This is a genomic window from Aeromonas sp. SG16 (assembly GCF_024436135.1).
In the GTDB taxonomy this organism is placed as follows: Bacteria; Pseudomonadota; Gammaproteobacteria; order Enterobacterales; family Aeromonadaceae; genus Aeromonas; species Aeromonas jandaei.
In genome coordinates this window covers 103,676-128,374 of sequence record NZ_JANFNW010000006.1, presented here as the reverse complement: position 1 = coordinate 128,374, position 24,699 = coordinate 103,676, and the positions used below count along the sequence as shown (strand labels likewise).

Annotated in this window: 24 protein-coding genes; 17 read left to right on the top strand and 7 right to left on the bottom strand. The window is 61.3% G+C overall.

Features of this window, described 5'->3' with window-relative positions:
* Positions 1-49: 49 nt before the first annotated feature.
* The 3 genes from NOM67_RS15080 to NOM67_RS15070 form a co-directional block, all read right to left on the bottom strand.
* Positions 50-841, bottom strand: a complete 792-nt coding sequence (locus tag NOM67_RS15080) for an ABC transporter substrate-binding protein (protein WP_156853113.1) — start codon at positions 839-841, stop codon at positions 50-52.
* Between the two features lie 76 nt (positions 842-917).
* Positions 918-2,138 (bottom strand): winged helix-turn-helix domain-containing protein, encoded by a 1,221-nt coding sequence (locus tag NOM67_RS15075; protein ID WP_156853112.1) that lies wholly within the window; start codon positions 2,136-2,138, stop codon positions 918-920.
* Between the two features lie 86 nt (positions 2,139-2,224).
* Complete coding sequence (locus NOM67_RS15070) at positions 2,225-2,818, bottom strand: TetR/AcrR family transcriptional regulator (RefSeq protein WP_041209997.1); 594 nt, start codon at positions 2,816-2,818, stop codon at positions 2,225-2,227.
* 107 nt (positions 2,819-2,925) lie between these two features.
* On the opposite strand from NOM67_RS15070, the gene NOM67_RS15065 reads away from it, so the two are divergent.
* The 3 genes from NOM67_RS15065 to NOM67_RS15055 all read left to right on the top strand — a co-directional run bounded on the left by NOM67_RS15065 (position 2,926) and on the right by NOM67_RS15055 (position 6,828).
* Positions 2,926-3,861 carry an ABC transporter six-transmembrane domain-containing protein gene (locus tag NOM67_RS15065; protein WP_104014082.1) on the top strand — a complete coding sequence of 312 codons (936 nt, stop codon included), beginning with the start codon at positions 2,926-2,928 and terminating at the stop codon, positions 3,859-3,861.
* Positions 3,862-3,875: 14 nt separating this feature from the next.
* Positions 3,876-5,267 (top strand): FAD-binding oxidoreductase, encoded by a 1,392-nt coding sequence (locus NOM67_RS15060; protein ID WP_255938374.1) that lies wholly within the window; start codon positions 3,876-3,878, stop codon positions 5,265-5,267.
* Positions 5,268-5,472: 205 nt separating this feature from the next.
* Positions 5,473-6,828, top strand: coding sequence for an FAD-binding oxidoreductase (locus NOM67_RS15055; RefSeq protein WP_255938372.1), 1,356 nt, complete (start codon positions 5,473-5,475; stop codon positions 6,826-6,828).
* Positions 6,829-6,890: 62 nt separating this feature from the next.
* Here NOM67_RS15055 and NOM67_RS15050 read toward each other — a convergent pair whose 3' ends face one another.
* Positions 6,891-7,538, bottom strand: coding sequence for a class I SAM-dependent methyltransferase (locus NOM67_RS15050; RefSeq protein ID WP_255938370.1), 648 nt, complete (start codon positions 7,536-7,538; stop codon positions 6,891-6,893).
* A 133-nt stretch (positions 7,539-7,671) separates the two neighbouring features.
* Between NOM67_RS15050 and NOM67_RS15045 the strand changes: the two genes are divergently transcribed.
* The 7 genes from NOM67_RS15045 (at position 7,672) to NOM67_RS15015 (ending at position 14,184) form a co-directional block, all read left to right on the top strand.
* Positions 7,672-8,343: a thermostable hemolysin gene (locus tag NOM67_RS15045; protein ID WP_042029796.1), complete on the top strand. Its 672-nt coding sequence runs from the start codon at positions 7,672-7,674 to the stop codon at positions 8,341-8,343.
* Positions 8,340-9,818, top strand: coding sequence for an AMP-dependent synthetase/ligase (locus NOM67_RS15040; protein WP_255938368.1), 1,479 nt, complete (start codon positions 8,340-8,342; stop codon positions 9,816-9,818). The genes NOM67_RS15045 and NOM67_RS15040 overlap by 4 nt, the downstream gene beginning before the upstream one ends.
* Positions 9,815-10,468, top strand: coding sequence for a TenA family transcriptional regulator (locus tag NOM67_RS15035; RefSeq protein ID WP_255938367.1), 654 nt, complete (start codon positions 9,815-9,817; stop codon positions 10,466-10,468). Before NOM67_RS15040 ends, NOM67_RS15035 begins: the two co-directional genes overlap by 4 nt.
* Before the next feature lie 18 nt (positions 10,469-10,486).
* Complete coding sequence (locus tag NOM67_RS15030; RefSeq protein ID WP_255938366.1) at positions 10,487-11,347, top strand: SDR family oxidoreductase; 861 nt, start codon at positions 10,487-10,489, stop codon at positions 11,345-11,347.
* A 1-nt stretch (position 11,348) separates the two neighbouring features.
* A complete protein-coding gene (locus NOM67_RS15025; protein ID WP_104014076.1) occupies positions 11,349-11,981 on the top strand; it encodes a tetratricopeptide repeat protein in 633 nt (210 codons plus the stop codon).
* 83 nt (positions 11,982-12,064) lie between these two features.
* Entirely contained in the window at positions 12,065-12,751 is a 687-nt protein-coding gene (locus NOM67_RS15020; protein ID WP_071913053.1) for a response regulator, read from the top strand.
* Complete coding sequence (locus tag NOM67_RS15015) at positions 12,748-14,184, top strand: ATP-binding protein (protein ID WP_255938365.1); 1,437 nt, start codon at positions 12,748-12,750, stop codon at positions 14,182-14,184. The genes NOM67_RS15020 and NOM67_RS15015 overlap by 4 nt, the downstream gene beginning before the upstream one ends.
* A 38-nt stretch (positions 14,185-14,222) precedes the next feature.
* Here the strand turns inward: NOM67_RS15015 and NOM67_RS15010 are convergent, their stop codons facing one another.
* Positions 14,223-14,717, bottom strand: a complete 495-nt coding sequence (locus NOM67_RS15010; RefSeq protein ID WP_255938364.1) for a RimK/LysX family protein — start codon at positions 14,715-14,717, stop codon at positions 14,223-14,225.
* A gap of 395 nt (positions 14,718-15,112) precedes the next feature.
* Here NOM67_RS15010 and NOM67_RS15005 point away from each other — a divergent pair, with 395 nt between their 5' ends.
* The 5 genes from NOM67_RS15005 to NOM67_RS14985 all read left to right on the top strand — a co-directional run bounded on the left by NOM67_RS15005 (position 15,113) and on the right by NOM67_RS14985 (position 20,048).
* Complete coding sequence (locus NOM67_RS15005; protein WP_005348017.1) at positions 15,113-16,156, top strand: GMP reductase; 1,044 nt, start codon at positions 15,113-15,115, stop codon at positions 16,154-16,156.
* A gap of 96 nt (positions 16,157-16,252) precedes the next feature.
* Positions 16,253-17,449, top strand: coding sequence for an elongation factor P maturation arginine rhamnosyltransferase EarP (gene earP, locus NOM67_RS15000; protein ID WP_255938363.1), 1,197 nt, complete (start codon positions 16,253-16,255; stop codon positions 17,447-17,449).
* Between the two features lie 45 nt (positions 17,450-17,494).
* The gene (efp, locus tag NOM67_RS14995) at positions 17,495-18,061 is read left to right on the top strand and encodes an elongation factor P (protein ID WP_005335100.1); all 567 of its coding nucleotides are present in this window, start codon (positions 17,495-17,497) and stop codon (positions 18,059-18,061) included.
* Positions 18,062-18,195: 134 nt separating this feature from the next.
* On the top strand, positions 18,196-18,960 hold the full coding sequence (locus tag NOM67_RS14990; RefSeq protein WP_040066845.1) for a DUF3530 family protein: 765 nt from the start codon (positions 18,196-18,198) through the stop codon (positions 18,958-18,960).
* Between the two features lie 131 nt (positions 18,961-19,091).
* The gene (locus NOM67_RS14985; protein WP_255938361.1) at positions 19,092-20,048 is read left to right on the top strand and encodes a D-2-hydroxyacid dehydrogenase; all 957 of its coding nucleotides are present in this window, start codon (positions 19,092-19,094) and stop codon (positions 20,046-20,048) included.
* 66 nt (positions 20,049-20,114) lie between these two features.
* On the opposite strand, the gene NOM67_RS14980 is transcribed toward NOM67_RS14985, so the two are convergent.
* Positions 20,115-20,591, bottom strand: coding sequence for a YMGG-like glycine zipper-containing protein (locus tag NOM67_RS14980; RefSeq protein ID WP_255938359.1), 477 nt, complete (start codon positions 20,589-20,591; stop codon positions 20,115-20,117).
* A gap of 268 nt (positions 20,592-20,859) precedes the next feature.
* A complete protein-coding gene (locus NOM67_RS14975) occupies positions 20,860-21,801 on the bottom strand; it encodes a LysR family transcriptional regulator (protein ID WP_255938357.1) in 942 nt (313 codons plus the stop codon).
* 135 nt (positions 21,802-21,936) lie between these two features.
* Here NOM67_RS14975 and NOM67_RS14970 point away from each other — a divergent pair, with 135 nt between their 5' ends.
* Entirely contained in the window at positions 21,937-23,751 is a 1,815-nt protein-coding gene (locus NOM67_RS14970) for an adenine deaminase (protein ID WP_255938355.1), read from the top strand.
* Positions 23,732-24,685, top strand: coding sequence for a ribonucleoside hydrolase RihC (gene rihC / locus NOM67_RS14965; protein WP_305121682.1), 954 nt, complete (start codon positions 23,732-23,734; stop codon positions 24,683-24,685). Before NOM67_RS14970 ends, rihC begins: the two co-directional genes overlap by 20 nt.
* Positions 24,686-24,699: the final 14 nt, after the last annotated feature.

The following is a 24,699-nucleotide window of genomic DNA, read 5'->3' as shown; positions in this document are numbered from 1 at the left end:
GCTGGCTCTTTTTCATCTGATAAATCTGAGTGATTAGCCTTCTTGGCGCTTACTCCATCGGCGGCAGGAAGCGGCGCATCACCTCCTCCGCATGACCCTGCTCCTGAAATGCCACCAACGTCTGATTCATGCGGGTAACCAGCTCGTAGGCACGAGGCGATCCCTTGCTGACCAGCAGATAGAATCCCTTGCGACTTGGCAGGGCGAGATTGAGCAGACCGGGTTCGCTCTGGTAGATGCCCAGGGTTAACCCGCCAACCAGCGGCTCAATCTCGCTTGGCAAGAAGTCACAGCGATCCCGCCCCAGCATGTCGAGCGCCTGTTGCAACTGCTTGACCCGGCGTGGCTCCTGCGCGAGCCCATAGGGGGCATAGTTATAGCCAATCACGCCACACACCCGCGAGCTGTTGACCGTCTGCAGATCGGGCGCTTCAGGATAGCGGCGCTTGAGATAGAAGAAACCGAGATGGGTGTAGTAGAGCGGCACGCTGTAGAAGGCGAACTCGGCACGCTCCGGCTTGTAGCTGGCATCCCAGGTCAGCTCGCACAAGCCGTTCTGGTGATAATCCGCCAGCTCCTGCTGCACCCGCGCCCAAGGCAGATAGCGGATCTGGTAGGACAAGCCATTTTCCTTGATGGCATCGAGCACCAGCGTGGTGGCCGAGCCGGTCAGCCGGCTGGTATCGGGTACCCCATCCTTGCGCTCCCAGTAAGTAAAGGGGGCCCACTCGTTGCCCTCCCCCAGACAGATCTGTACCGGCTTCTCTGCCGCTCTGGCAAAGCTCGCCGGTATCAGCATGGCAAGGCCCAGCCCTGCCAGCAGCAATCGGGTTCGTCTCATCCCTCTCTCCCCGCTCATGCCATCATCTTATGACGCGTTACTGTGCAGATTAGTCCAGTGCTACAGCCTTACCGCCTTACGCAAAACCGGATTGCCACATAGCCAGCAAGGGCGCCGGAATGGCGCCATAGTGCAACGCCGGCGTCTGGTGCCACTCGGCCAACTTTTGCAGAGCCTTCGCCAGATCCTGCGCAAGCTGGCGGGTCACTCTCACCCCGGCTTCCAGATAGAGGCTCTTGATCTCGAAGATCCCCTGCTGGCGATGGGCCTTGGCATCCATTCTGCCCACCAGCTTGCCACGATGCAGCAGCGGCAACACGAAGTAGCCGTACTGACGCTTGGGCGCCGGGGTGTAGCACTCGATGCGATAGTCGAAGTTGAACAACTCACTGGCTCGCTTGCGATCCCATACCAGTGGATCGAACGGCGACAGGGCGGTGGTATGGGTTGCCTTGAGGCTACCCGCCTGCGCCCTTGCCAGCTCATCGGCCAGAGATGCGTGCACGAAAGCACCGTGCTGCCATCCCTCGACACGTACCGGCAACAGCTCCCCCTCGTCCGCCAGTTGATGGAGCAAGGCGTCATATTTGCCACGCCGCAACCGGTAGTAATCCGCCACCCAGCCAGTTTTGACCAGCCCCAGCGCCCGGCAGCTGGCGCGCACCATATCCCGCTGCGCCTGCTCGACGCTCGGCAGATCCCGCTCATCACGCCACTCGGGGAGCACCCGCTCGGCCAGGTCATAGACCCGCTGAAAGTTGCGCCGCTCCCGCACCATCAGCTGACCGGTGGTAAAGAGCACCTCCAGATGGCGCTTCTCCGGCTTCCAGTCCCACCAGCCGTTCCCCTTGCCGGTTGTGCGTTCAAAGTCAGCCGCCCGTACCGGGCCATGGTGGCGAATGCGCTCGATAAGCTGGCCGATCTCCTGCTGATGGGTAGCGAGCCAGTTGGCCGAAAACTTCCAGCCCATGGCGGCAGGGTCGAGCATCCGGTGGCGCAGCAGCCGGTAATCCTCGCGGGGAACGAAACAGGCCTCGTGGGCCCAATATTCGAAGATCTCGCCGTCGGCCAGCAACTGCTCCAGCCAGCGAGGCTCGTACTGGCCAAGGCGGCTAAAGAGCACCAGATAGGGGCTGCGCGCCACCACCGAGATGGTGTCTATCTGCAGCAGCGCCATGTGGCGGATGGTCGCCAGCAGATCGGCCGGGGCAGCCTTGCCGCGGCGCGGCACCAGCAGCCCCTGCGCCGCCAGCTGTAAATGACGGGCATCCTGTAGCGATAAATGGGGAATAGACATCAAACCACTCCTTGGTAACCAACCTCCAGCATGCCCGAACAGCAGCCAAATAAACATGGGGAAGAGTTGATGGCCCTCCCCCAGCTTTATGCCGGGTTGTTTGGCAGTACCAGCCGGTTCACCACCGCCATGATCTCCTGATAGGTGGCTTCTACCGTCTCGGGAGTTGGCTCCAGAATGAGGTCATCGGCATAGCCGTTGATGAGGGAGGTGATCTGGCGCGCCAGTCGTCCGGTATCAGCGGCCATGAAGTCGCCGCTGTCGATCCCCTTTTGCAGGATCTGCTCCAGCACCTCGCGCCATGCCTGAATGGTCTTGCGGTAACTCTCGGCAAATACCGGGTCGCGTAGCGACTCGTTCCATGCATCGAGATAGATGGCCCAGGAGGCATCCTGACTGGTCGGCAGGTTGTCCCGCACGAACAGTGGCAACGCTTCGCGGGCCGGCAGCGGCAACAGCCACTCCCGCAGCTCGGCTATCTCCTGACTGGTGAAGCGCTCCACGGCGCAGAGACAGAGCTCTTTCCAATCCTTGAAGTAGTGGTAGACGTGGCTGCGCGCCAGACCGGTGCGCTCGGCCACATCACGGGTAGAAGAGGCGGCCATTCCCTTCTCCCGAAACAGGGCCAGTACGGCCTCGATGATCATCTCTTTGCGCTGTTCTGCTGATGGGCGTGCCATCTTACCTCCTGCGATATCAATCGTTCCGCTTGACTTTGAGCGACTGCTCAAACAAACTTTGAGCACTTGCTCAAAGTTAGCATTTCCGACATCTTAGGAGATAACCCATGACAACACCAACCACTTCGGCAGCCAGTTGCAACGAGCAGGCCACGCCGTTGCCACACTCGGCCGGTCGTTCGCTGGGGGCGATTGCACGGGCCAATCCCCTCAAGCTGGCGGGCACCTTCTCGCTGGTCGCCCTCGAAAACATCCTGCTGGTGGCTTACCCCCTGTTCGCCGGCTTTGCCATCGACGCCATCGTCAAGGGACTGTGGTGGCAAGCCTCGAGCTATGCCCTCATCGTGCTGCTGTTCTGGCTCATCGGCGCCCTGCGCCGGGCGGTCGATACCCGCACCTTCACCCATATCTATGCAGCGCTGGCGGTGCCGGTGATCCTGGCCCAGCGTCAGCAGCAGGAGGGGCAATCCACCATAGTGGCGCGGGTCACCCTGGCACGGGAGTTTGTCGACTTCTTCGAGAAACATATCCCGATCCTGGCCACCAGCCTGGTCTCCATCATGGGTGCCGCCATCATGCTGACGGTGATCGAGTTCTGGGTCGGTATCGCCTGTATGGGGGTTCTGCTGCTGTTCGGTCTGTTGCTGCCCGGTTTTTCACGCAAGAACCAGTTGCTGCATGAGCGCCTCAACGACCGGCTGGAGCACGAGGTCAAGCTGGTGACGCACGCCGAGCAAATCAGGCTGGCCCGTCACTACCGCACCCTCGCATGGATCCGAATCCGGGTATCGGATCGGGAGGCGCTCGCCTTTCTGGCGGTCGGCGTCAGCGCGGCCCTGCTCTTTTTGCTCGCCATCACCATGCTGATGGCCCAACCCCAGGTCTCCGCAGGCCATGTCTATGCTGTGATGACCTACCTGTGGAATTTTGTCAGCAGCCTGGATGAAGGGCCCGGTCTTGCCGACCAGCTCGCCCGGCTGCGGGATATCGGACGCCGGGTCAATACGGCGCAACCAGCCAGCAACACCGAACAAGCAATCTGAACCCGGAGCAAACCATGAACCCGACCACCCTCTGCCAACGAGCGTTGACCATGTGTATCAGCTGTTTTTTCCTCGCCGCCTGCGGCCCCAAAATGAGCGACTTTGAGCCCAACACCAGCTACTGGTTCAAGGAGAAACCGGCAGAGGAGAGTGCCCCGCTGGCACAAGATCTGAAGGTGGATATCGCCATCATAGGTGGCGGCTACAGCGGCCTCTCCAGCGCCTGGCATCTGGCAAAGGCCAATCCGTCGCTCAAGATTGCCATCTTCGAGGCCAAACAGGTCGGCAGCGGCGCCTCAGGCCGCAATGGCGGCATGGTGCTGCCGGGCTCCGAGGTGATGGACCTCTATGAAGAGGGGGAAGCGAGCAAGCGCCACTATGATCTGACGGTCGCCAGCATGCACAAGCTGCAGGCACTGGTTGAATCGACCGGCATCGATGCCGATATGAGGCTCGATGGTTATGTGGAGGCGATCCTCGATGAGGAGGATATTCCCGAGTACCGCGACTATGTAAAAACCGCCAATCGCCTCGGCATCCCGCTGCAATACTGGAACGCCGACACCACCGAAGAGAAACTCGGCACCGACCGCTATGTAGGGGCGGTCTACGACCCCAATGGCGGTCAGGTACACGCCATGAAGCTGGTCAACGCCCTGCACAAGGCGGTGGAGCAGGCGGGCGTCACCATCTATGAACAGAGCCCGGTGCTGGGGATCAAGGAGGGGAAGCAGATCGAACTGAACGTGGCCGACAAGTACAAGGTGACCGCCGACAGCATAGTGCTGGCGACCAACGGCTATACCTCAAAACTTGGCTACTTCAGCGGCCGGGTCTTTCCGGTACACGCCCAGAGCGCCGTGACCGAACCACTTACCCGGGATCAGCTCAACGCCATCCAGTGGCAGAGCCGGATGCCCTTTTATGACACCCGCAACATCCTGTTTCATCTTGTATTGACCCCGGACAACCGGATCGTCATCGGCGGTGGCAATGCCGAGTACGTCTTCAACGACGGCCTCAACTACAAGGGCGATCTCAATCGGGTCAGCGAGATGATGATGACCGAGCTGGTGACCCTCTATCCGGCCCTCAAGGGGATCAAATTTGAGCAGGTGTGGGACGGGGTGCTCGGCATGACCGGCGACAGCACTGAAGCGGTGGGGGTAATGGGGGATCACAACAACATCTACTACGCCCTCGGCTACAACGGCCACGGCATCAACCTCTCCTTCCTGTTTGGCGACATCGTGGCCAGCCTCTATCAAGGCAAGGCTCACCCTTGGTTCAACCACGCGGAGCAGACGCTGCCGATGTGGCTGCCGCCAGAGCCGTTCAAGTCAATCGGCGTCAAATCCACCCTGATGTTCTATCACTGGCAAGATCGCGACTATCTGGAGCCATAACGCGATATGCGTCTGCCAACCTGCGGTTTGACCGCTGCACAGACATCCATTTTCCATGGCTGCCCGACACACTGCGGGGGGATAGAGCGGACAGCCAAGGTTGGCAGCAGCAACCGGACGTTTGACAAGAGGCGCCCGCATTTCTGGCTGATACTGAATTAGCTCAATCTTGCTCGAATTTTATTACTATCAATGGAGAATCAATATGCGAGCATTTCCGGTATTAAAAGGCGCTATTTTTTCGCTGATCGCATTGAGTGGCACACTCGCTACCAACGTCTTCGCCAGCGAGGAAAATATCGCCAGATTTTATGATGACAACCAGAGTTACTGGGCTCAGTTCTTGCCTACCGTAAACTCAAGCCTCAATAAAGACATTGATGTGGATGTCGCCGTCATCGGCGGTGGATATACGGGATTATCTGCCGCATACCATATCAAGAAGTCCAATCCGGCCAGCACTGTGGTTATTTTGGAAGCAAAGCGGGTCGGCAATGGCGCATCTGGCCGTAATGGCGCTCTGGTGTTGGCGCAAACCTATAGCGAAGGCGGCTTTGTGATGGGTGATCACAAAGCGAATCATAAAGAGATTTATGACATCACCGTCAATAGCATGCACCGGATTAAGCGGTTGGCCGAATCGACCGGCATTGACCCGGGATACGTACTCAATGGCCAATCGCTGGGAATTTTTAACCCTGAAAATCTGGATGATGCCAAAGAGTATGTGGCTCAGGCCAAAAAACTGGGCATGCCAATTGAATTCTGGGGCAAAGAGAAAGCCGTGAATATGCTCGGCTCACCAGAGCTGGTCGGTGCGGTATATGATCCCAATGGCGGCATGGTCAACCCGGGCAAGCTGGTCGCCGCGCTCAAGAAACTGGCGGAAGATGCCGGGGTCGTCATCTATGAAAACAGCCCGGTGCTGGAATATGAAGAAGACGGCAAACTGATTTCATTGCCAGTCAAGGTCAATGACAAACGCTATGAAGTTACCGCAAAGAGTATTGTCGTTGCAGCCAATGCCTATGCCGGGAAAACGCTTGGCTTCAAGCCTGATGATATTGAACCCTCTCACACTCAAGTGGCAGTCACGGCCCCACTGACGGATGCGCAATACAACAGTATTGGCTGGAAAAACAACATCTCATGGTATGACGACCAATATGCCGGAACGGACAGTGATGCCACTTACCACATGGTCATGACCGCTGACCATCGCATTGTTATTGGTGGTGGCAGCGTCGAATACAATGAGGGGGATGACCTGCAGTACCCCGGTGATTTGAAAAAGATTGAAGCTCAAATCTCCAAGCGTATTGGTGAGCTCTATCCATCAATAAAAGGGATAAAAATTGAAAAAACTTGGGACGGGATCATTGCAGAAACCACAACCAAGAATGAAATGATCGGCGTCACCGGTACGAATCAGAATATTTATTATGCCCTTGGATATAACGGCGGACAGGGCGTTAACGTTGCCTTCTTGTTTGGCGAGCTGGTCTCCAAGCTATACAACAAGCAAGATGACAAATTGTTGAGCATCATGCTGGCTAAATAGCTGATAACGCTAAATGCAAGGCATTTAATTACTTCCTAAAACCATCCATCAGCAGGCACGCCTCAGGGCGTGCCTTTGTGCAATACCGCCACATCGGCATGAGGCAACTCAAGCTCGGCCTGCCAGCGAGCAGCCAGCACCCGAAACGACGCCTCGGCAAAGAAGACGATATGGGTAGGATCGTGGCGGTAACGCCAGTTCTTGAACCGCTCGTCACCGAGCACCCGCTGGGTTTGCAGCACCAGCATGCCGCCGGGCTTGAGACAGCCCCACAACCGGTCAAGCACGGCGCGCGGTTCGGCAATGTGCTCGATCACCTCGGTACTGGTGATGAAGTCATACTGACGCGTCAGCAACTCGGGGAAGTCGGCATAGAACTTGTCATACCCAACCATGTCGTAACCCGCTTCACGCCCCATCGCCACCAGCGCAGGGCCGGGACCACAGCCAAAATCAAGGCCGCTGGCAGGTAGCGGCACCCGCGCCAGCACCTCGCCAAAGGCCCGCATCAAAAACGTGCGATAACGGGGATCATCCACCCGGTTGTCGTGGCCGTCGTAGACCACCTTCTCCGCCGCCTCATCCAGATGATCGCCCGCATCCAGCCAGACCAGCTCGCACTGGCGACAGCGGTGATAGCGCTTGCCCGCCACCGGCAGGGGATAGGAGTGATGGCTGGCACACAGGGGGCAGCAGGCAGTCGATGACATGGAATACCTCGGGATGGCGACAGGGGGGCAGCTTGCCTGCCGTACCGGATGCTGACAACTTTTTTTTGCCGCTTAAGGGTTTCTTAAGTTTGGGCTTTTACTCTGAATCCATCGCAAGAGAAGGAGCCTCCCCATGACCACCGAGATCCAAGCCCCCTACCGGTTGATCCTGGCCGAATCAGAGCAGCAGGTCATGGCGCTGCAAGCCTATATCCAGGATGCCTACACCCTGGAGTTCAATGCCCGCATTCCCCATTTTCTGCCCTGCCTGATCGGACTCTATCGCGCCGACGGGACGCTGGTGGGTGCCTGTGGCCTCAACCGTGCCAGCAGCCAGGCCGGCGAGCATCGCCTCTATCTGGAGCAGTATCTGGAGCAACCGATCGAAGCCTCCATCGAGACTCGCCTTGGTGTTCGTCCCGACCGCCAGCGCATCATCGAGGTGGGCAACCTCGCCTGTCGCGAGCCGGGCAATGCCCGCCTGATGTTTGCCGCCCTCTGCCGCATGCTGTGTGACAACGCTCTCGACTATGTGGTCTTTACCGGCACCGCCAAGCTGCGCAACAGCTTCACCCGCCTGCGCCTCAATCCGGTCGAACTGGCCCCCGCCCAGGCCCATCAGGTCGGTGCCGACGCCGCAGCATGGGGCGAGTACTACCGCTGCCAGCCCAAGGTGATGGTGGGAGATATCAATCAGGGGCGGGCAGTGCTCGCCCAGAGCAGCCTGCTGCTCAACCTGCTGGCCCCCATGCCAGTGCTTTTTACCGATGCAACCCTGACCAGTGAGAAAAGGTGCGCCCAATGAGCCTGTTCGACGCCATCGCCAAACATGCCCGCGAGAATCCGCAATCACCTGCGCTGCTGAGCAGCCAGCAGCGGCTCGACTACCACAGCCTCTGGCAGCAGATCCAGCATCTGGCTGGCAAGCTGCAGCAAGCCGGCATCAAGCGCCTTGCCCTGCAACTCGACAACGGCTTGCCATGGGCGCTGATGGATCTGGCCTGCACCAAAGCCGGGATCGTGGTGATCCCGGTGCCCCACTTCTTCAGCCTTGAACAGCAAGAGTGGCTGCTGGAGAGCAGCGGCGCCGATGCACTGGTTGGCCCGGCCCATCAGGGATGGCACGCTGCCGAGCCGCTGTTGCTGGTCAGCGGCGAACTGCCGCTCTGGCGCCGCAAACCGGCAAACCTCCCGGTATTGCCACAGGGCACTGCCAAGATCACCTACACCTCCGGCACCACGGGCCAGCCCAAAGGGGTCTGCCTCTCGCTGGCCAGCATGATGGCGGTGTGCGAGTCGTTGGCCGAGCGTGTCGCGCCAGCCAAGGTGGAAAAACACCTCACCCTGCTGCCGCTGGCTACCCTGCTTGAGAACCTCACCGGCCTCTATGTGCCGCTGCTGACCGGTGCCTGCAGCCGCATCCCATCGCTCGGCGAACTCGGCTTCACCGGCTCCAGCTCGCTCAATCCCGCCATGCTGGGGGAGGCGCTGCTGCGGTGGTCAACTCACAGTCTGGTGCTGGTGCCCGAGCTGCTGCGCCTGTTGCTGGCGCTCTGTACCAGTACCCCGGTGCTGGCCCAGCAGCTGCGCGGTCTGCGCTTTATCGCCGTCGGCGGTGGCAAGGTTGCCCCCGATCTTATCGCCCATGCCCGCCAGCTTGGTCTGCCGGTCTACGAGGGGTATGGCCTCTCGGAGTGCTGCTCGGTGGTGGCCCTCAACACCATGGGTACTGACAAGCCGGGCAGCGTTGGCCGCCCCCTGCCCCATACCTGTGTCACCATCGGTGACGATGGCGAGATCCTGGTACGCGGCAGCGCCATGCTGGGGTATCTGGGTAGCGATGAGTCAATCCCCGAGCTGATTGCCACGGGAGATCTGGGCCGCCTCGATGAAGAGGGCTACCTCCATATCACCGGGCGCAAGAAGAATGTCCAGATCACCGCCTTTGGCCGCAACTTCTCCCCCGAGTGGGTCGAGGCTGAAGCCCAGCTCTGCCCAGCCATCGCCCGTATCGTGGTGTTCGGCGATGGCCAGCCCGCCAACGTGGCGCTGATCCAGCCCCTGCCGGGCAAAGAGGCCGAGCTGCCACAACAGATCGAAGTATTGAATCGCCGTCTCCCCGACTACGCCCGCCTGCACCACTGGCTGCCGGTGGCACTTGACCAGCATCCCGGGCTGCTCACCGCCAACGGGCGGGTGCGCCGGGAAGAGACCTATCGCCAGTTTGCCCAACAGATCAGCCAGTGCCTTGCAACCGGCACCACAGGAGAATCCTCATGAGCTTCTATCAGACTCTGCAACAAGCCACTGCCAGTGAGCGCGAGCACCTTTTCAAGGCCCCCATCATTGAAGCTTGCCGCCGTGGTGACATCAGTCGCGACACCTATCTCGCCTTTCTGGCGCAGGCCTACTACCACGTGCGCCACACAGTCCCGCTTTTAATGGCAACCGGCGGCAAGCTGGGTCAGGAGTACGAGTGGGTACGCGGCGCCATTGCCGAGTACATCGACGAGGAGTACGGCCATCAGGAGTGGATCCTCAATGACATCCGCGCCTGTGGCGGCGATGCCGAGGCGGTGCGTCATGGCCAGCCCGGCCTGCCCATCGAGCTGATGGTCGCCTTCCTCTACGACCAGATCCAGCGCGGCAACCCCATGGGCTTCTTCGGCATGGTCCAGGTGCTGGAAGGCACCAGCGTCGCCATCGCCCTCACTGTGGCCGACCAGCTGAAAAGCGGCCTCGGGCTGCCCCCGCAGGCGATGAGCTATCTCAGCTCCCACGGCACCCTGGATCAGGAGCACCTCAAGTTCTTTGAATCCTTGATGGATAAGGTCGAGAGCCCGGCAGATCAGGCCGCCATCATCCACTCCACCAAGGTGGTCTATCGCCTCTACGGCGAGATGCTCTACAACCTCACCGCCACGCCGTGACCAGAAGGAATCCGCATCATGAAACTTGAAGGAAAAACGGTGCTGCTCACCGGCGCCAGCGGCGGGATTGGCGAGGAGCTGGCCCAGGAGCTGGCCGCCCAGGGCGCCCATCTGCTGCTGCACGGCCGCCGCGCTCCGGCGCTGGAGCGCCTGTGCAAGTCGCTGCCGCACCCCGAGCACCATCAGGTGGTGATCGCCGATCTTGGCGTGCCCCACGAGCGGGCCAAGTTGTTGCAACACCCGGCGCTGGATAACGGGCTCGACATCCTGATCAACAACGCCGGCTGCAACCAGTTTGCCTGGCTGGAAGATCAGAGCAGCGAGCAGGTCGAACGCCAGCTGCTGCTCAATATCGAGGCGCCGATCCAGCTGACCCGCGCCCTGCTGCCCCGCCTGCGCAAACCGGGGATCATCATGAACATGGGGTCAGGGTTTGGCGGCATCGGCTACCCGGGCTACAGCGTCTACTGCGCTACCAAGTTCGCCCTGCGCGGCTTTAGCGAGGCGCTGGGGCGGGAGCTGGAGGGCAGCGGCATCAAGGTGCTCCACTTTGCCCCCCGCGCCACCCGTACCAAACTCAACTCCGAAGCGGCCTACGAGATGAATGCGGCGCTCGGCACCCAGACCGACAGCCCGCAGGAGGTAGCGGAAGAGGCGATCATCGCCCTGTGCAACGAGACCCGCCGCAGCTGGCTCGGCTGGCCGGAGAAGCTGTTCGTACGACTCAATGCCCTGCTGCCCGGCATCGTCGACAAGGCGCTGGCCAAACAGCTGCCCATCATTAAACGCTATGCCCGCCAACAGCCGGGCATGGCCGAGAGCGGCGCGGCGCTGCAGCCCGACCTCTCACGCCCCATCCCGACCAAAAAGGAACTTTGATATGAACGTTGCGCTAAAATCCGCCACCTCCTGCGTCATCGCCCTCCTGCTTGGCTCGACCTGCGCCCAGGCAGCCACAGACGCCCTCGCCCCTATTCAGCAACAGTGGGCCGTCTGCCAGTACCAGCAGAGCGGCAAAGCGAAAGAGAGCTGCCTCGAAACCCTGAGCACCCAGGCCGAAGCGGCCAGTGCCAAGGAGCCATTTCGCACCGACCTGCTCATCTGGTCGGCCATCGTCAAGAGCACCTGGGCTGGTGCCAAGGGCGGGCTGGGGGCGCTGGGGCTGGTGAAAGAGGCCAAGGCCAAGCTGGAGCTGGCCATCAAGCAGGATCCCAAGGCGCTGGATGGCTCCGCCTATACCAGCCTGGGCTCCCTCTACTATCAGGTGCCCGGCTGGCCGGTCGGCTTCGGCGATGACGAGAAGGCGGAGCAGCTGCTCAAGCAGGCGCTGGCCATCAACCCGACCGGCATCGACCCCAACTTCTTCTACGGCGACTTCCTGCTGGATCAGGGCCGCAAGGCTGAGGCCAAAACCTATCTCGACAAGGCGATGGCAGCTCCAGCGCGCCCGGGCCGGGAAGTGGCGGACGAGGGCCGCAAAATGGAGATCCGCGAGCGACTCGCCAAGCTGTAAAGTCCTGCCGTATCAGAGATCTATTTAAACTCTGCCCACCAGCTTGCATACTGGTGGGCAGAGTCGTTTCAAGGGGAATAACAATGCGGATCCTGCTGGTTGAAGATGATGTGATGCTGGGTGATGGCATGCAGGATGCCTTGCGCCACAGCGGTTATACGGTGGACTGGCTGCAGCAGGGGTTGCCCGCCCTGACGGCACTCAAGAGCGACGAGTTTGCCGCCCTCATTCTGGACCTCAACCTGCCCGATATCGACGGCCTCAGCCTGCTGCGCAAGCTGCGCCGCGAAGGGCACCAGCTGCCGGTGCTGATCCTCACCGCCCGCGATGCCCTCGACGATCGGGTCATCGGACTGGATGCCGGCTCCGACGACTACATGGTCAAACCCTTCGCCCTGCAGGAGCTCAACGCTCGCCTGCGCGCGCTGGTGCGCCGCAGCAAGGGGCAGGTGCAGGCCGTGCTGGAGTACGGGGAGATCCTCATCTACCCCGAGGCGCAGCAGGTCACCTATCGGGGCGAACCGGTCAAGCTCACCCCCCACGAATACAAGCTGCTGCAAGAGCTCATCAGCCAGAGCGGCCGGGTGCTCAGCAAGGAGCAGCTGCAGCAGAGCCTCTACGGCTGGGACGAGGGGGCCGAAAGCAACGCGGTGGAGGTGCATATCCACCACCTGCGCAAGAAGTTCTACAGCGACCTGATTCGCAATATTCGCGGTGTCGGTTACATCATTCCCCAGCTTGATCAGGCCAGCCGGAGTGCCCCCCGATGAAAAAACCGCGCTCCATCCGCCGCTTTCTGCTCACCGGCATTCTCACGCTGGTGGGGCTCAGCCTCACCATCAGCGCCGTCATCGGCTATCTGGAGGCGAGCCACGAGATGGAGGAGCTGTTCGACGCACGGCTGGCCCAGTCCGCCCGCATCACCGACCAGCTGCTGGAGCGCTATCTGGCCCAGCAAGGGGCGCTACCAGCCAATGGCACCATCTATCAGGATTGGGAGGTGCAAAACCCCGACGAGTGGACCAAGGATCCCAGCTTCAATCTGAGCGGTGAGGATCGGGAACTCACCCCCTATGGTCACGAGTTCGAGCGCAACCTCTACTTCCAGCTGCTCAACGACAAGGGGGTCATGCTGCTGCGCTCCCCCAGTGCCCCGGATCAGCCACTGGTCGAGCTCACTCGCGGTTTCAGCACGGTGAAAAAGGATCACCATCAGTGGCGCACCTTCACCCTCTACAACGAGGATGGCCGCACCTGGCTGGTGGTGGCCGAGCGGGATGACGAGCGCAGTGAACTGGCCAGCAAGATGGCGGCTCTTACCATGCTGCCCCTGCTGCTGACCCTCCCCTTTCTGCTGGTGCTGCTCTGGTGGCTCATCACCCGCGGTCTGGCCCCCCTGCGCCTGCTGGCGCAAGCGATCAGCGAGCGCCACCCCGCCAACCTGAGCCCGCTCAACCTCAAGACCAGCGCCCACGAACTGACTCCGCTCACCAACGAGATCAACCGCCTGATGCATGCGCTGGCCGAAACCATCGAACGGGAGAAACAGTTCACCAACGAGGCAGCCCACGAACTGCGCACCCCGCTGGCGGTGCTGCGGATCCACAGTGAAAATGCCCTGAGCGCCGAGGATGAGGAGAGCCGCCAGCAATCGATGCACAAGATGCTGCAGGCCCTCGATCGCAGCGACCGGCTGATCCGCCAGCTGCTGACCCAAGCTCGCATCGACAACCAGCAAGGGGTGGTGCAGGGCGAGCTCAACCTGAGCCAGCTGCTGCAAACCTCGCTGGCAACGCTGGCCCCCATTGCCCTGAAAAAGGATCAGCAACTTTCGCTGGAGGGGGATGAGAATCTGATGGTGATGGGTCAGGGTACCCTGCTCGATCTGCTGTTCAGCAACCTCATCGACAATGCGTTGCGCTACACCCAGGCCGGGGGCGAGATCACCGTCAATGTGCAGCAGGAGGGGCACAGGGTCAGGGTCGATATCCGCGACAACGGCCCCGGTATTCCGACCGCGGCACTGTCACGGCTGTGCGAGCGCTTCTTTCGGGTCAATCCCCAGCAGGGGGATGGCGTCGGCCTTGGCATGGCGATTGTCTCGCGCATCGCCCAGCTGCACGGCGCCGAGCTTGATGTCCACAACCGGCCGGAAGGGGGGCTGGAAGTGAGTGTGTTCCTCCCGCTTCCGCTGGCAAGATGAGCGATAAGCAAACAGCCCGCGATGCGGGCTGTTTGCTATCAATGACAATTTGGCTGCACGGTAAAGGTTCGACCGGCATCCACCGGGCCAAGATCCGCCAGCAGGCGACGGCCAAGCAGCACCGGATAGATCATGTCGCTGCGATCCCGCAGGGTGAACCACTCCTCGTACACCCTATCCCCTAGACAGATGGACATGGTGACGGTTGGCCGCTGCTCGATGCCCCCAGCGCCGCGAATGGTCACGCTCTGCTCCACCGGACGCTCGAACTGCTGCTTGACTCGCTCACCGCTGTCGGCATCGGTCACATCCAGCATAAAGCGCACCCAGGGTTTGCCATCCCGTTTGAAGTGGACGAGGGAGCGCGCATCAAGAGAGGAGGTGAGCGCACCGGTATCGAGCTTCATCTTCACCGCCACACCGATCGGCATGATGAGGCCCTTCTCAACCCAGCCATAGCTGGTCGGTGTTGCCGCCAGTGCGCGGCCACAAAGCCCCCACAGGATGGCGGCACTCAACAATCTTTTGCCCATCACGATTTCTCGCATTGTCGATATTGCGCCCAGATCTATCACAGCCAACCCGGGGGTCAACCCGATTTGTTATGACCAGCCGCAAGCTGCCCGGTAAACCGCAACGGCAGACGACAGTCGGTGGCAGCAACGACGCCGATTGCATAGGGTTGAAAACAGGGAGAAAAGAGGTAAACGGGAGGCAAGATAAGGTGCTGGATGAAGCTTGTGGCCAACCTCAGGTTGTGACGCCAAAGGCTACCACAACAATGAGCGAATTATCAGTCTTGTTCTGAAGGGATTTTTGCCTACACTGTTGTAAACCGGAGGGCCTGAAAACCACCGGTTTTTTTGCGCCTGCCGAAAATTTGCCACTGCAAAAGTGACTTTCAACAAGGCTCAATAAGGAATTTGTAATGCGTATCGAAGAAGACTTGAAGCTCGGTTTCAAGGATGTCCTGTTCCGCCCCAAGCGCTCTACTCTCAAGAGCCGTTCCCAAGTAAGCCTGACCCGTCAGTTCACCTTCAAACACACTCAGACCCAATGGCAAGGCGTACCCGTTATCGCCGCCAACATGGATACCGTCGGCAGCTTTGCCATGGCGCGCACGCTGGCCGGTTTCGAGATGATGACCGCGGTACACAAGCACTACAGCCTTGAGCAGTGGCAAGCTTTCGTCAACGAGACCGATCCGGCGCTGCTGGGCCATGTGATGGTCTCCACCGGCACCTCGGCTGAAGATTTCGCCAAGACCCGCCAAATCCTCGCCATGTCCGAAGCGCTGCGTTTCATCTGTGTCGATGTGGCCAACGGCTACTCCGAGCACTTCGTCGAGTTCGTGCGCAAGATTCGTGAAGCCTGCCCCAACCACGTCATTCTGGCGGGCAACGTGGTGACCGGCGAGATGGTCGAAGAGCTGATCCTCTCCGGCGCCGACATCGTCAAGGTCGGCATCGGCCCGGGCTCGGTCTGTACCACTCGCGTCAAGACCGGCGTCGGTTATCCGCAGCTCTCCGCCATCATCGAGTGTGCTGATGCGGCCCACGGCCTCGGCGGCCAGATCGTCGGTGACGGCGGCTGTACCTGCCCGGGCGACGTAGCCAAAGCGTTCGGCGGCGGCGCCGACTTCGTGATGCTGGGTGGCATGCTGGCAGCCCACGAAGAGTGCGGTGGCGAGATCGTCGATGTAGACGGCGAACCCTTCATGAAGTTCTACGGCATGAGCTCCTCCAGCGCCATGGACAAGCACGCCGGTGGCGTCGCCGAATACCGCGCCTCCGAGGGTAAAACCGTGCTGCTGCCCTACCGCGGCCCGGTCGAGAACGCCGTGCGCGACATTCTGGGCGGCGTGCGCTCCACCTGTACCTACGTTGGCGCCAGCCAGCTGAAAGAGTTGACCAAACGCACCACCTTCATCCGGGTACGCGAGCAAGAGAACAACGTCTACGGCAAGGAGTAACCTGCCACAGACCGCCGTCACGCGCTGACGGTTAGAAGCCAGTCAACCGGTGTGCTACCCTGCGCACCGGTTTTTTTGCATTTGGAACCCCGAGCCATGACCACTCCCCTGCCCCCGTTTGACTGGGACATCTTCTGCTGCGTCGTCGACAACTTCGGTGACATCGGCGTCACCTGGCGACTCGCCCGCCAGCTAAAACGGGAGGGGAATATTGCGGCACATGGCGATGAGGTTCAGGTGCGGCTCTGGGTGGACGATCTGGCAAGTTTCGCCCGCATCTGCCCCGGGCTCGACCCGGCGCAGGATGGTCAGTGGGTCGATGGGATCTATATCCAGCACTGGCATGAGACCCTGCCGACCGACATGACCCCGGCCAGGGTGGTGATCGAAGCCTTTGCCTGCGAACTGCCCACCCCCTTCATAGAACTGATGGCGAGCCAACCCAAGCCCCCCTGCTGGATCAATCTGGAGTACCTCTCGGCAGAGAGCTGGGTCGAGGATTGCCACGGCCTCGCCTCGCCACAGCGAGTTGGCAACCAGAGCCTCAACAAATACTTCTTCTTCCCGGGCTTTACCGCTAAAACCGGCGGCCTTTTGTGCGAGCACGACCTCATCACCGAACGGGAGCAGTGGCAGCAAGATGATGCGGGACTGGCAGCCTACTGGGCCAGCCTCGGTTTGCAGCCCAGACAAGAGCACGAGCTGCGGGTCAGCCTCTTTACCTACGAGAGCGATGCGCTGCAAAGCCTGGTCGAGAGCTGGTGCCAGAGCGCCACTCCCGTCACCCTGCTGTTGCCGCTGGGGCGCTCTCTCAACGATGTACTCACCGGCGCCGGTCTGGCAGATGCCATCCCTGCGGCCCAAGCGGGGGATCTGCTCCACTCGGGCAACCTCACCATCAAGCTGCTGCCGATGACCGATCAGGCCGGTTACGATCGATTGCTGTGGAGCTGCGATCTCAATCTGGTACGCGGGGAGGACTCCTTCGTGCGGGCCCAGTGGGCAGTTCGTCCTTTCCTCTGGCATATCTACCAACAGGAGGAGGAGGCCCATCTGGTCAAGCTGGAGCAGTTCCTCGACCACTATCTTGCTGATCTGCCTGCCGATTGCGCCCAATGGCTGCGCCGCTTCAATCTGGCTCTCAACCGTGGTGAAGATTGCCGCGCACTCTGGGCCCAATGGCCGCAATACAGCGCGATTTGGCAGCGACATGGGCGACTCTGGTCACAGAAGCTGCTCCGGGATGGGGATCTCGTCACGAGGTTGGTGAAATTTCTGGAAAGCCGTATATAATCTGGCAGTTTTTATCCGTCCGTTTCACGAACAGGAATTTTTTACATGAAAACCGCTCAGGAAATCCGCGCTGGTAACGTAGTCATGATCGGCACCGAGCCGATGGTGGTCCAGAAGGCTGAATTCAACAAATCCGGCCGTAACTCCGCCGTGGTCAAAATGAAGCTGAAAGGCCTGCTGAACGGCAGCGCCACCGAGACTGTCTTCAAGGCCGACGACAAGCTGGACGTTGTTCAGCTGGAGCGTAAAGAGTGCACCTACTCCTACTTCTCCGACCCCCTGTATGTCTTTATGGACACCGAGTACAACCAGTACGACGTAGAGAAAGACAACCTGGGTGACGTGCTGAACTACCTGGTAGACGGCATGGAAGATCTGTGTGAAGTGACTTTCTACAACGAGAAAGCCATCTCCGTAGAACTGCCGACCACCATCGTGCGCGAAGTTGAGTACACCGAGCCGGCTGCCCGTGGCGACACCTCCGGTAAAGTGACCAAGCCTGCCCGTCTGAAAGGCACTACCTACGAGCTGGCTGTTGCCGCTTTCGTAGAGATCGGTGACAAGATCGAAATCGATACCCGCACCGGTGAATTCAAGCGTCGCGTCAACTAATTGACCACGTTGAATTGATTGCAAAAAAGCGAGCCTCCGGCTCGCTTTTTTATTGCCTGTTCGCGACCACAACACCGCCTCCCTTAAGAAAATCGCACCGCTGCCGCTAACCCGATTAACCGGGGGAGCACACTATGGCCAGATTATCCTTATCACTGCTGTTATTGACCATGCTGGCTGGCCATGTCGCGCAGGCGAGCGACGTTGCACCGCCCATCGCGGAGCCACTCCCCCTCGATCACTGGCAAGCAAGCGACTGGAAAGGGCAACCCGAAGCTACCCAGATCGACAAACAGACGGTGCTGTTTGCCAAGCACGACAGCGACAACTATGTGGGTCTCGCCATCCTGCTGCCCGACTGGCAGCGCAGCGGTCAGCTCTGGCAACTGACCCGAGCCCTCAGCCAGCTGGGCTTTGATACCCTGCTGCTGCTCCCCTCTCCCCAGCAAACCGAGCTAGACCCCGCCGCCGAGAAAAAAGCCAAGGAGAGCGATGCCTTTCGCAAGCAACTGGCCGAGCGGATCAGCAAGCTGGCCGATGCCAAGCTGCAGGAGGGGGGCTTCAAGCTGATCCTGGCGCAAGGCACCGGCGCCGCCTGGACAGCCAACCTCATCGCCAGCGAACAGCTGCCCGCCCCCGATGCGCTGGTGCTGCTTGATGGCTTCTTCCCCGACCAGCAGAGCAACCAGATCCTCGCAAAAGAGATAGCGCAGGGCACCATCCCTACTCTGGATCTCTATCAGGAGGATGGCGGCCGCTGGCCGCTGCTGGCGGCCGAGGCGCGCCAAACCGAGAGCCGACGCAGCCATAAGCTCAACTATCGCCCCTACGCCCTGATGGAACTGGGCGAAACCCCCACCCGCATTCAGGGGTGGCTCAACCATCTGGGCTGGCTCTGACCCGCGCCACAAAGCACGCGCAACATCACATCTGCCGGAGAAAGCCCACCCGCCATGGCGCGGTACACTGGCTCTGATGGCGCCCTTTTTGGCATCATGACGGTTCAAACCCGAATATGGCAGGAAGGTACATGCAGCAGATTGTGTTTCTCGACAGCGATACCCTGGATGCGGGCATCACCCTGCATCATCCCGACTTTCCCCACCACTGGCAGAGTTATCCCAGCACGGCCCCGGAACAGGTGGTCGAACGGCTGAAAGATGCCAGCATCGCCATCATCAACAAGGTGCGCATCGGTGCCGCCGAACTGGCCCAGTTGCCGGAGCTCAAACTCATCGCGCTCGCCGCTACCGGCAGTGACAACGTGGATCTGGAGGCGTGCCGCGCGGCCAACGTCGGGGTATGCAACATCCGCAACTACTCGGGCCCCTCGGTGCCAGAACACGCCGTGGCGCTGATGCTGGCCCTGTCGCGCAACCTCTTCTGCTGGCGCCAGTCGCTGCTGGAGGGGCGCTGGCAACAGAGCGGTCAGTTCTGCTTCTTCGATCACAACATCATGGATCTGCACGGCAAGCAGCTTGGCATCATCGGCAAGGGAACTCTGGGTCAGGCGCTCGGCGAGCGGGCCAAGGGAATGGGGATGACGGTACGTTACGCCCAGAGCCAGATCGGTGGCGGCCACGACGAAGATCGCCTGCCCCTCGACGAGCTGCTGCAAAGCTCGGATGTGATCAGCCTGCACTGCCCGCTCACCCCCTACACCCGCAACCTGATTGGCGAGCGGGAGCTGGGCTTGATGAAACCGGGCGCCCTGCTGATCAACGTCGGCCGCGGCGGTCTGGTGGATGAAGAGGCGCTGCTGCGGGCGCTGGCCAACGGCCGCCTCGGCGGTGCCGGTTTCGATGTGGCGAGCGTCGAACCCCCGCCCCCCGACCATCCCCTGATGAAGGCGCTGCAATACCCCCACTTTATCCTCACCCCCCATGTAGCGTGGGCCAGCGAGGAGTCGATGCAGCGGCTGGCCGACCAGCTGATCGACAACATCAACGCCTTTGCCGCCGGTCGCCGCCAGCACCGGCTGGTCTGAGCAAACATGCAAAACGGGGCCCACTGGCCCCGTTGTTTCATTCCCACCATTCACGACAGATGGCGATCAATCGTCGTCATACCATCTGTGTTTTTTATGCTTCTTGTGCTTTTTGTGGTGCTTGTGATGGTGGTCATCATCATCGTAATAGCGATCCTGACTCTGGTGGCCATCGCCGGTCTTGGCACCGATGGCCGAGCCGCTCGCCCCGCCAACGCCGGCGCCGATCAGCTGGCCGGTATCGCCACCGACACTCTTGCCGATGGCGGCACCACCCAGCGCCCCCACCGCACCGCCAAGGGCCGCTTCATTCTTGTTGCCCTTGTTGGCCGTCGCCGCACCACCAGCTGCGCCGCCAATGGCCGCACCAACCAGCGCACCGGTATCGCCCCCCAACTCCTTGCCGATCATGGTGCCCGCCACCCCGCCTGCGCCGCCACCGAGAATGGTATTGAGGGTCTCGGAGGCGTGCACGGTCGTACTGCCAGCGAGCAAGGCGCCCAACAGGGCCAGTGCGCGAAGCGCGCGCGAATTCATCTCCATGGGTACTCCTGTCAAACCTGATTAATTCCACCGGCACTATACAAAGCAGCGGGGCCAGCGCCAGATGGGGGACAATCGCCACCTATGCAGCTCAAGTCGCGTCAAATCAGGAATGCAGGCGGAGCCATCGATACAACGAATTGAATCAGAAGGGGAAACTGGTGAAATATCAGAAGTGGAGGCGAGCAGCCAAAGGCAGTTGCCACCGCTTTCGCCCATCAGGGTCAAGCGGCCATCGGACAGCTCCTGTCACCAATCCTGCAGCCGGTTAGCGAGAGGAGGATGCGGCGTACTGCGCCATGATGACCTGACGCAGCAGCGCGCGCGCCTCATCAATACGGGTTGAACGGGAGAGCCCCTTCGCCCACATCAGGGCCAGGGTGCGGCTCAGCACCGGTTCGTGCAGCGCCACGACCTTGAGCTGGGGATCGCACTGGTTCGCGGCATAGAGCCCGGGCAGGATGGCAACCGCCAGCCCGGAGCGCACGAGGCCGTAGAGTGTCTCGACATAATCTGTGGTGTATCTGGGCTTGAGCCCGGGCAGCTGGCTCTGGGCCAGTCCGTTGACCTGCCGGCTGACGTTGCCTCTGGCAAAGAGGGCGATGTCGCGGCGGGTCAGCGCCTGCCAGCTGATGGCCTCCGCCGCTGCCAGCGGATCCTGCCGGTTAATCACCGCCACCAGCGCATCGTCCAGCAGCGGCGTCACCTCCAGCGAATCGGGCAACTCGCCATCCAGCACGCCAATCCCCGCATCCAGAGCCCCCTCGGCCAGCGCCTGCAACAGACCGTCGTTGGTATGATCCTGAAACTCGACCCGCAAGCCCGGGAACTGCTGCTGCAGACGGGCGGCCGCCAGCGGAAACATCAGGGTGCAGGCCGACGGGATCAGACCGATGCGCAGGGTGCCATCGCCCCCTTCGACCATCACCTGCTGCATATCGGCAAAAGCGGCATGGGCCACATTGAGTAGCCCCTTGGCATGAGGCAGGATCGCCTCCCCCTGTTCGGTCAGGGTGACCGCCTGCGCGGTGCGGTGAAACAGTTTGCCGCCGAGTACAGATTCAATCTGGCGCAGGGCACTGCTCAGGGCAGGCTGGCTGATGGCCATCTGATTGGCCGTTTCGGTGAAGTGGCGCAGCTGGGCCAGCGTGACAAAATACTGGATCTGCTTGAGAGAGAGCGCAGGCAGACGGCGCCAAGGTTCGGACATGAAATCGACAACCGGAGAAAAACGTTTGCAGCAGCATAACCCTTTCTTATCCAGTTATAAATTCTTTGCGCTATGCACGGGCCAATCCCCTCCCTAAAGTGGGCCCATTATTCCCCTTGTCAGGCCATCTCCTTCATGTGTGAACAAGATGCATCCCTCAACTTGCGCCGCCGCGCCGTGCAGGCAGCCCTCGGCGAAGCCCCCTTCGATCTGCTGCTGACCAACGCCAACCTGATCGACATGGTGACCGGCGAGATCCGCCCCGTCGACGTGGGGCTGGTCGGCCCGCTGATCGCCAGCGTCCATCCGGTCGGCACCTTCCAGCAGGCACGCGAGACCCACGATCTGGCCGGCGCCTATCTCTCGCCCGGTCTTATCGACAGCCATGTTCATGTGGAGAGCTCCCACCTGACGCCGGAGCGCTACGCCGATGTGGTGGTCGCGCAGGGCACCACCACCATCTTCTGGGATCCCCACGAGCTGGCCAATGTGCTCGGGCTGGCGGGAGTGCGCTACGCCATCGACGCCAGCCGCAACCTGCCGCTGCGGGTCATCTGCGCCGCCCCCTCCAGCGTTCCCTCGACGCCGGGTCTCGAGATGTCGGGCGCCGACTTCCACGGCCCCGAGATGGCCACCATGCTGGAGTGGCCGGAGGTGGCGGGGATCGCCGAGGTGATGGACATGCAGGGGGTGCTGGGCGGCAGCGAGCGGATGACCGGCATTCTGCACGCCGGTTTGCAACGCAATGCCCTGATTGAGGGACACGCCCGGGGCCTCACTGGTCACCGGCTGCAAGCCTATCTGGCTGCCGGGGTCAGCTCGGATCACGAACTCACCTCGGCTGCCGATGCTCTGGAAAAATTGCGGGCCGGGCTCACCCTGCAGCTGCGCGGCTCCCACCCCTACCTGCTGCCGGAGATCGTCGCGGCGCTGAAACAGCTGCCCCACCTCTCCTCCCAAATCACCCTCTGTACCGACGATGTGCCGCCCGACATGCTGCTGGAGAAGGGAGGTATGATTGCGCTGGTCAAACTGCTGGCAGAGCTGGGGCTGGCGGTGCCCGACGTGCTGCGAATGGCCACCCTCAATGCCGCCATCCGGCTGCAGCGCAACGATCTGGGGCTGGTTGCCGCTGGCCGCAACGCCGACCTGGTGGTGTTCGACAACCTCACCGATCTCAACCCGGTCTGGGTCTACAGCCGCGGCCAGCGGGTCGCTCGCCATGGCGCCATTCTCAAACCCTCCGAGCCTGTCGCTGGTTGTCAGGCGCCGCGCGATACCATGCAGATCCCCCTGCGCACGCTGGAGGAGTTCATCATCCGGGTGCCCGGGATGGCTGCGGGTCGTGCCCGCTTCAAGACCATCAAGGGGGCTCGCTTCACCCAGTGGAGTGAAACCGAGGTTGAGGTTCGGGATGGTCAGGTGATTGTGCCAGCGGGATTTAGCCTCATCTCGGTGCAACACCGCCATGGTCGCCATCAGGGGGGCACCCGGCTGGCTCTGCTGGAGGGGTGGGGCGAACTGCAAGGGGCCATCGCCACCAGCTACTCCCACGACTCCCACAATCTGGTGGTGCTGGGGCGCGACCCGCAAGAGATGATGCTGGCCGCCAACACCCTGATCACCAGCGGGGGCGGCATGGCGGTCGTCCAGCAGGGTAAGGTGCTGGCCCACGTTGCCATGCCCATCGCCGGCATGCTCTCCGACCTGCCAGCCAGCGAGCTGGCCGCCAGCTTCTACGCCCTGCGCGAAGTGAGCGGCAAGGTGGTGGAGTGGGAGCCCCCCTACCGGGTCTTCAAGGCCATCGAGGGGACCTGTCTTGCCTGCAATGCGGGGCCCCATCTGACCGATCTCGGCCTCACCGATGGTCTGACCCGCGAGATTGTCGATCCCTTTATCTGCTGCTGGCCCCACGATGCCAGCCAAGCCGATGCCCGCCAAGCCGATTAACCTCGAGGAGAACAGCGTGAACCCTGTCGCCATTATTCTGGACACTGACCCCGGCATCGACGATGCCGTTGCCATCGCCGCCGCCCTGTTTCACCCCGGGATCGAGCTGGCGCTCATCACCACGGTCGCCGGCAATGTCGATGTCAGCAAGACCACCCGCAACGCCCTGCGCCTGCTGCACTTTTTCGGCCAAGAGGTACCGGTGGCACAGGGGGCCAGCCAGCCCCTCGTGCGCCCCCTCGACAACGCCAGCCACATCCACGGCCACTCCGGCCTAGATGGTTACGAGTTTGCCGAGCCCGACCAACAGCCGCTGCCGATGCATGCCGTCGAAGCCATGAAGGCCACCCTGCTCGCCAGCGAACAGCCCATGACGCTGGTGCCCATCGGGCCGCTGACCAATATCGCCCTGCTGCTCACCCTGCATCCCGAGTGTCGGGAGAAGATCGCGCGGATCGTGCTGATGGGCGGCTCGGCCGGTCGGGGCAACCACACCCCCAATGCCGAGTTCAATATCTACGTGGATCCCGAGGCGGCCCACATCGTCTTCAGCAGCGGTCTGCCCATCGTGATGTGCGGACTCGATGTTACCAGCCGGGCCACCCTGACCGGCGAGATGATTGCGGCGCTGCCCGCCCTCAACCGCACCGGCGCCATGCTCCACGCCCTGTTCGGCCACTATCGCGGTGGCAGCATGCAGACCGGGCTCAAGATGCACGATCTCTGCGCCATCGCCTATCTGGTGCGCCCTGACCTCTTTATCACCCGGGCCTGCCATGTGGCCATCGAGACCCGGGGTGAGCACACCCTCGGCACCACCTCGGTGGATATGAACAACCGGCTCAAGCGAGCGCCCAACGCCGAGGTGTGCCTCGATATCGACGTGCCCGGATTCAGGGCCTGGTGCATGGAGACCCTTGCCCGCGCCATCTGATCCCGAACCGCCAG